2 protein-coding genes are annotated in these 7,197 nt (G+C 63.5%); both read right to left on the bottom strand.

Going from position 1 to position 7,197, the window contains the following annotated elements:
• Positions 1 to 9 precede the first annotated feature (9 nt).
• Positions 10 to 3,435 carry a beta-ketoacyl synthase N-terminal-like domain-containing protein gene (locus Q7V20_RS20990; RefSeq protein WP_304795598.1) on the bottom strand — a complete coding sequence of 1,142 codons (3,426 nt, stop codon included), beginning with the start codon at positions 3,433 to 3,435 and terminating at the stop codon, positions 10 to 12.
• An 18-nt stretch (positions 3,436 to 3,453) separates the two neighbouring features.
• The coding region (locus Q7V20_RS20985) for a type I polyketide synthase (RefSeq protein ID WP_304795596.1) at positions 3,454 to 7,197 on the bottom strand (3,744 nt) is incomplete at its 5' end.

Below are 7,197 nucleotides of genomic sequence, written 5' to 3'. Positions count from 1 at the left end.
CTGTTTTTTTCATGCTGTCAATGCCTGCTCGAGCAGACCCCTGAGGTCATCGAGCGCCAGGCGTCCCTGTTGATACTGTTCCAGTGCCTCTGCAAGCCGCGCCTCCTCCGTGGACTGCCGATGGCGCGCTGCCTGCTTCTCGGCCACGTGACGCCCAAGGCCCGCGATGCTGGGGTTCTCAAGCAGGTCACGGCCACTCAACTCCACGCCAAACTCCGCCGACAATCGCCTGCAAAGACGCATGCCTGTAATCGAGTCGGCCCCCAGGCTGGTCACAGGCCGGTGGAGAGGCAGCTTGTCCGAGGTCGTTCCCAACATGTCGGCCAGCACCTCCGCGATGAAGCGCTGGACAAGCAATCGGGCCTGCTCTGGCCCCTCCTCCGACTCGCTCAAAGGAGCTGCCAGGGCCTCCAGTCCTGCGCCGGGCAGTTCGGCGTCGAGCCAATGACGTTGCCTGGCGAAGGGGTAGGTTGGCAGCACCAACATTTGCAAGACCACGCCACGGTGCAGATCCGCCCAAGGCACATCGCCACCCCACACCCAATGGGCACCCAGGGCGTCGAGTGAACGGTCGGCAACCAGGCGCTCGAGGCCCTCACGATCCTGGATGGGAAGGCTTTGGCCATCTCCCACCGCGCGCGCTTCTTCCAGGTCACCCCGATGGAGCGTCGGGCAAGCACGATCGCCTGCCGCGGCAGAGGCCAGCTTCTGCAGCAACTGATCGCGACTGTCGGCCACGAAGGCAAGCCGCACTTCCATGGCCTCACGTCCCGTTTGCAAGGTATGGGCCAGACTGGCCAGGTCGAGGCTGCTTGCATTGGCCACGTGATCGTGCAGCCGCCTCGCCATGCGCACCAATGCGTCGGCATCGCGCGCAGACAGAACTATCAGTTGTGGGCTGGGCATCGCAGGCGATGGCACACCAACCAGGGGATCGGGACAACGGTGCTCTTCCACCACCAGGCTCACGTACGATCCACCCGCCGCGAACGAATTGATCAAGGCCCGTCTTGGAGACTCGTGCGAGGCCTCTCTCGCATCGCGCCCGACAGGCCGTTGCCAGGGCGCCAGATCGCGTTGCAGCACAAAGGGGCCGCCTTCCAACGCCAGGTCCGGGTTCAAGGGCCCCGCAATCACGGTGGGTGCCAGTTGCCCATGTTGAAGTTGCAGCACCACCTTGGCCAACTGGGCCATGCCCGAGGCGGCCTCGGGGTGGCCGATGTTCGATTTCACAGCACCCAGTGCGCAAGGCGTGCCTCTTCCCCCCGAAGCGTTGAACACCTTGGTCAACGCCGCCACCTCGATTGCGTCCCCCAAAGGCGACCCATTGGCAGCGGCTTCCACATAACTCACCGTCTCGGGCAGAGCACCTGCCTGGTCCAGACTTTTGGCCATCACCTTGGATTGGGCACGGAGGCTGGGCACCATGTAGGCATTGGCATGGCCGCTGTGATGGCAAGCCGAACCGGTGACGAGGGCCAGCACCCGGTCGCCGTCGGCCACTGCGCTCGCCAAGGGTTTGAGCAAAACAGCGCCAACACCTTCGGCCGGCACATAGCCATCGCCCTGGCAGAAACTGCGGCTACCGGCATGGCTGGCCAGGATCTGCAACTGGCTCAGTCCAATGTATTTTTTTTCGTCCAGCGACAGATTGACGCCCCCCACCACGGCCAGCTCACACTCTCCCAGCCGCAGGTCCTTGCAGGCCTGGTGGATGGCCATGGCAGCCGATGAACACATGGTGTCAATCGCCATGCTCGGCCCCTCGAACCCGAAAAAATGCGACACCCGATTGGCCATGGCACTGTAGGACGCCAAGGAGGCCAGCGCACGCTGGTTGGTCGAGGCATTGGCCTGTGCATAGTGCTGGTACATGGCGCCCACATAAACGCCAACGGCCCCCTTGTGGCGACGGTTCAAGGCCTGCCGTGTCTGGCCAGCGCCCTCCAGCAGTTGCCAGACCGTCTCCAGGAGCAAGCGTCCCTGGGGATCCATCACCTTGGCTTCGCGGGGCGAGATGCCAAAAAAAAGCGGATCGAACTGGTCCACGTCCGTCAGGAATCCGCCGTGCCGCGCATAGGTCTTTCCAGCAACGCCCTTGTCCACGTCGAAGCACGCGGCATGATCCCAGCGTTGGCTCGGGACCTCCGAGACAGCATCGCGCCCCTGGGAAATCAAGGTCCAGAAATCGTCCAGGTTGTCCGCCCCGGGATAGCGGCCAGCCATGGCGATGATGGCGATGGGCTCCACACCCGCAGGTGGCGCTGCCGGGGCAGGATCTTCGGCAGGCCGGGCAAGCTTTGCGTCCACCACCGGTTTCGTCATGAAACGATCGCCGTGGCATTCCGCCAGGTGCGCCGCCAGTTCTCGCACATTGGTGTACTCAAACAACAAGGTCGGCGCGATGGTCACGCCCACGGTCTTCGACAGCTCCTGCACCATGTCCAGCAAGTGTCCCGACACCAGGCCCAACTCGTAGTAGCCTGCGTCGATGTCAATGCGGGAAGGCGGGCACTTCAGGCGGCGAGCCAGCATCTCTCGCAAACTGGCCTGCACCAGGTCGGTGATCGAAGTGCTCTGAAGCGCTGGCAAAGCCAGCCCCTGCAGACGGACCTCCTTCGCCGCCAGCTTGTGCAATTCACCCACCTTGCGGCCTGCAGCGTTGAAGAACTCCAGCGTCAGAAAGCGAAGTTCATGGCGCTCCCGGAAGTCGGTCCGTTTCAGGCGGGCAAAGCAATGGTCCTGCAGCGATTCGGTGGCCCGGAACGACTCGAAATGCAGGGGCAGGAACAGGTTGACTTGCTCGCCACGGGCTCGAACCTCGTCCGACAGCAGTCCGGCAATCGCCACGGCGCAGCCATCGAGCAACACGGGGTGGAACAGCGCTTCTCCGGCCAGGGCGCTTGCCTCGGCGCCCAAGCGGGCTTCGACCCGGAACGACTGGCTGTCCGCCAGCGCCCGGCCCTGGGCTTGCATGCAGCCATCGTGGACCAGGTCCAGCATTCTGGCACTGGCATACACATCCGTCAGGGGCTTGGCGCCTTCGAAATCGACAGACCACTGCACCGGATCGATGTGTTCATCGAACTCTGCGAGGGAAGTCCAATGCATTTCCGCCGTCACGTGCCGGACGGCCGACTCAGGCTCCCGGCCCACACCCCGCACCTGCCCCTGCACGGCAATGTGCCACACGCCTTTACCGACCGAGTGCCAATCGATGGACAGCAGCACTTCCTCATCCTCGCGCAACGCCAGCGGTGCGAGGATGGTCAGGTTCCGCAGCACCAGTTCACGCGGATCATGTCCGTGCTCCTTGAACACCTGGAAAAGCAGATCGACATAGGCCAGGCCAGGCATGACATGGAGGCCTTGCACACGATGTCCCGCCAGCATCTGCATGCGCGGGGTCATGGAAAGTTCGGTACGAACCAACATTTTTGGTGTTCCCTGATGTCAATGGTCTGCAAGCGTGACCGAGGTGAATCGACCCCACAGCCCCGACTGAGAAGGCTGATCAATCGGCAAGGAAGGTCTGTCCGATGCGCGAAGATCAATCCGCTGAAGCAAGGGCATGGTGATCGGCCCGCGTCGAGGCACCTGACCTGCATGAGGCTCCCAGCCTTGCAAAATGGCATGCGCATTCGTGCCGCCATCCGCGAAACAATTGATGGCCGCCACGCGGTGTGCGCCATCCCAGGGCTCCGACAAGCGATGGAACTGGAAGGGCGAGGACGCGAGGTCATAGTGCTGCATGGCTTGCTGACCTGACAGGAAAGGCACCCACCGCCGGTGATGCATCATCAGCACCACCTTGATGAAGCTGGCCATTCCTTCGGCACACAACGGATGCCCGATGTTCGGCTTCATGGAGCCCAGCGCACAAGGCTTTCGGCTGCTGACCCGGTAAACCGCTTCGATGGACTTCAGCTCCAGCAGGTCCATCAACTCGGAACCCGAGCCATTGGCATCGATGTACTGGATGTCATCGGGACTGTGGCCGCTTTTGGCCAAGGCTGTCTGCATGACCTCACGCTGAGTTTGAGGGTTCGGCGATGACGGGCCCGCCGTGCGCCCATCGTTGTTGATGGCCAGGCCCTTGAGCACCGCGTAGACCTGATCGCCATCCTGCAAAGCCTGGTCCAGACGCTTCAACAGGACCAAACCGACGCCTTCACCCAGCACCATGCCCTTGGCCCGGCTGTCGAACACATGGAATGCGGGATCGGGGCTGAGGATGCCACGTTGGGAGAACAGCGTGATGGCACCGTCCACATCCAGCACATTCACGCCACCCACCAGCGCCATGCTGATCTCATCGCTGTGCAGGGCCTGGACGGCCAGGTTCATGGCCACCAGCGAAGAGGAGCAGGCCGTGTCAACCACCAGGCTGGGGCCCCGCAGATCGAAATGACGAGAGACGTTGGCGGCCAGGTAGTTCTGCCCAACGGCGAGGATCGGGTTGGCCGCCCCCGCCAGCACCTGAGCGCCCGGCCGATGCTGACTTCGCCCACCCAGGTACACGCCAATGGGCTGCCCTTTGACATCTTGAGGCCGGTAGCCCGCGTGATACCACAGTTTCAGGCTTTCCTCGAGCACGGCCAAGGCCTGCGGATCCATGGCGCGCGCATCGCTTTCGGGCAGGTGGAAGAACGCAGGGTCGAACCAATCCAAATCCTTAAGCAAGGCGGCATGGTGACCCGCCCCTCGCAGGCCCTGGCGGTCCACCGGGATCGGGGCAATCGCGCTGCGGCCTTCCGACAGAAGCCGCCAGTAGCCGGCCAGGTCTTCCGCGCCGGGAAACCTGCAACTCATGCCCACGACCGCGATGTCTGCGCCTTCCTCACTGCGGGTGGGCCGACTGCTGACACGGGGACGAGCCATGGGGGCCGGGGCATCATGCTCAAGCAGGGGCTCGGGGGCTGCTTGCGGCACGGCCTGTGCGGGCGACAAGGCGTCGGCCAATTCTTCGCCGTGGTGTGCCAGCAGCCAATCGCTGAATCCCGCGATGGTTGGATACTCATACAACACCGAGGGATCCAGTGGGCGGTCGCCCAGCCGTTTGCCGATCGACCTCATCACCTGCGCCAGCAATACCGAATCAGCACCATAGTCTTGCAGCGGCACATCCACCTCGACACTGGAAGCGTCCATCTTGAGCTGCGTGGCCAACAGATCGCGGACCCACGCCAGAATGGCCGCCCTCAAGCCTTCCGGGTTTTTCGTGATCACCGCCTTTGGCATGGATGATGCGCCTTCGTCGAGCCGACGTGCAGACCTTTCATCGCTCATGACGGCAGGTCGGTTGCCTCGTGTCAGATCGCGGGGTTGGAACACCTGGGGATTCACAACGAGCGGCATCATCACTTGCCTGCGCCCGTCCCGCTCCAGGCAGCTTGCCAGCATCTGGTCAAACAGGGCAAGCCCCTGCTCGTCCGTCTGGCTGAGCAGGCCGGTCTGGGCGTAGGCTCTGGTGCCAACCTCGCCCATGCCCGACTCCTTCCAATTGCCCCATTGCACGCTGAGCACCGGCCATGCGGCAGACGAGGACTGCGCCAGGTAGTCCATGTAGGAGTTGGCCACCGCGTAATCGCTCTGCCCCACAGCCAGGCCAGGGATGACAGCGGACACCGACGAGAGGAGCAAGGCCGCCCTCAGTGGTTGCTTGCCCAGCACCGCCAGCAACGCATCCAGGCCTGCCACTTTGGGTGCCATGACCTTCTCGATCGTTTCCATGGGCTTGCTCACGAAAGCGGGATGGTCAAGATCAATGAGCCCCGCCGCATGGATCAAGCCCGTCACCGGCCCCCACTCGCGCGTCACCCCATCGACCTCGGCACCCAGTGCCCGCTCGTCGTGCAGAGACACCACACTGGTACGAACCTGCGCACCCAGCAATTCCAAGGACTGGAGGGCGCGGATCTTGCGCGCCATGGCATCGCTGGCCGGAACGCTCTGCAGATAGGTAGCCCAACTGTCGCGAGGAGGCAGTGCATCGCGCCCGCCCAGCACCAGGCGCCGAACGCCGTGACGCAGAACCAGATGACGCGCACAGAGCAAGCCAATGCCCCGGGTTCCACCCGTGACCCACCACACCGGATGGTCACCCAGATCAACGGCCTTCGGCCTGGGCCCCATGGCCTCCTTGACCATGACGGGCCGATGGCGTCGGCCCATGCGATGACAGATGACGGGCTCGGCATCGTCCATGCACAGTTCGGCCAGGATGCAGTCCACCATCGAACCATGATCGTCTGCGGCCTCCACATCGAGGTGGCGAGAGCGCAGGCGGCCATACTCGCTCTGGAGCATCCGGTACAGGCCGGCACGGTCGGCACCAGCCATGTTCACCCGAGGGTTCTCCAGCGATTCGAGGGCCTGGGTGACTCCCAGAACACGCACACCGGCCCGAGGTCCATGCTCAAGCCAGCGCTGCAATGACGACATCCAGCGCCAATCGTGCGGACTTCGAGGAACGCTTGCTGCGCCACAGCCGACCACGTCGATCCAGGTGGTGCAACGCGACAACCAATCTTCGCCGGCCGCCAAAGCATCACCATCCTTCAGCAGTTCGACCTCTCCATCCTGCAGGCGCGCGCCCAGGGCAAGTTGCAGCCGCCGGGCCAGGGCCTCGGTGCGCTCGTCGTGCACGATGACAGCATGCCCTTGCGGATGCACTCCCAAGGAAACCGGCGCAGGCGCCTCTTCCCATTGCCGCATCAGCACGACGGCCTCTGATTCCGCCAACGACGGTGCGGCCGGGGCCACGCGAACCGGGGCATCGAACCAGCAGCGTTGCCGGGCGAATGGATAGGTCGGCAGAGCGATCCGCCGAGGACGAGTGTCGCCATACAGTGCACGCCAATCGACCGACAGGCCATCCACCCACAGGGTCAGAATCCTGGCCCACTTGCCGCGCCGCATCCAGACCGACAAGGTCTCTTGCAGATCATCGTCGGAGGTGAAGAGATCCACCATGCCCTTGGCATTCCTGGCATGACCTCGGTACCAGCCATCACCACGAAGCGCATCATTTGATGCCGATCGCCCAAGGTGGCGTTGCAGCAAGGTGCGCAGCTGATCAATGCTGGAGACCATGCAGGCCATGCGGTGGGCCATGGCCTCGCGGCCAACCTGCAGGGTGTACGCAATGTCGGCCAGATCATCCTGCCCGAAGCCTTCCAGCGCCTCCAGCAACTG

The sequence above is a fragment of the Aquabacterium sp. genome, assembly GCF_030652515.1.
GTDB lineage: Bacteria > Pseudomonadota > Gammaproteobacteria > Burkholderiales > Burkholderiaceae_C > Aquabacterium.
The sequence above is the reverse complement of the archived record's forward strand: the minus strand, read 5'-3'. Positions and strand labels throughout refer to the sequence as shown.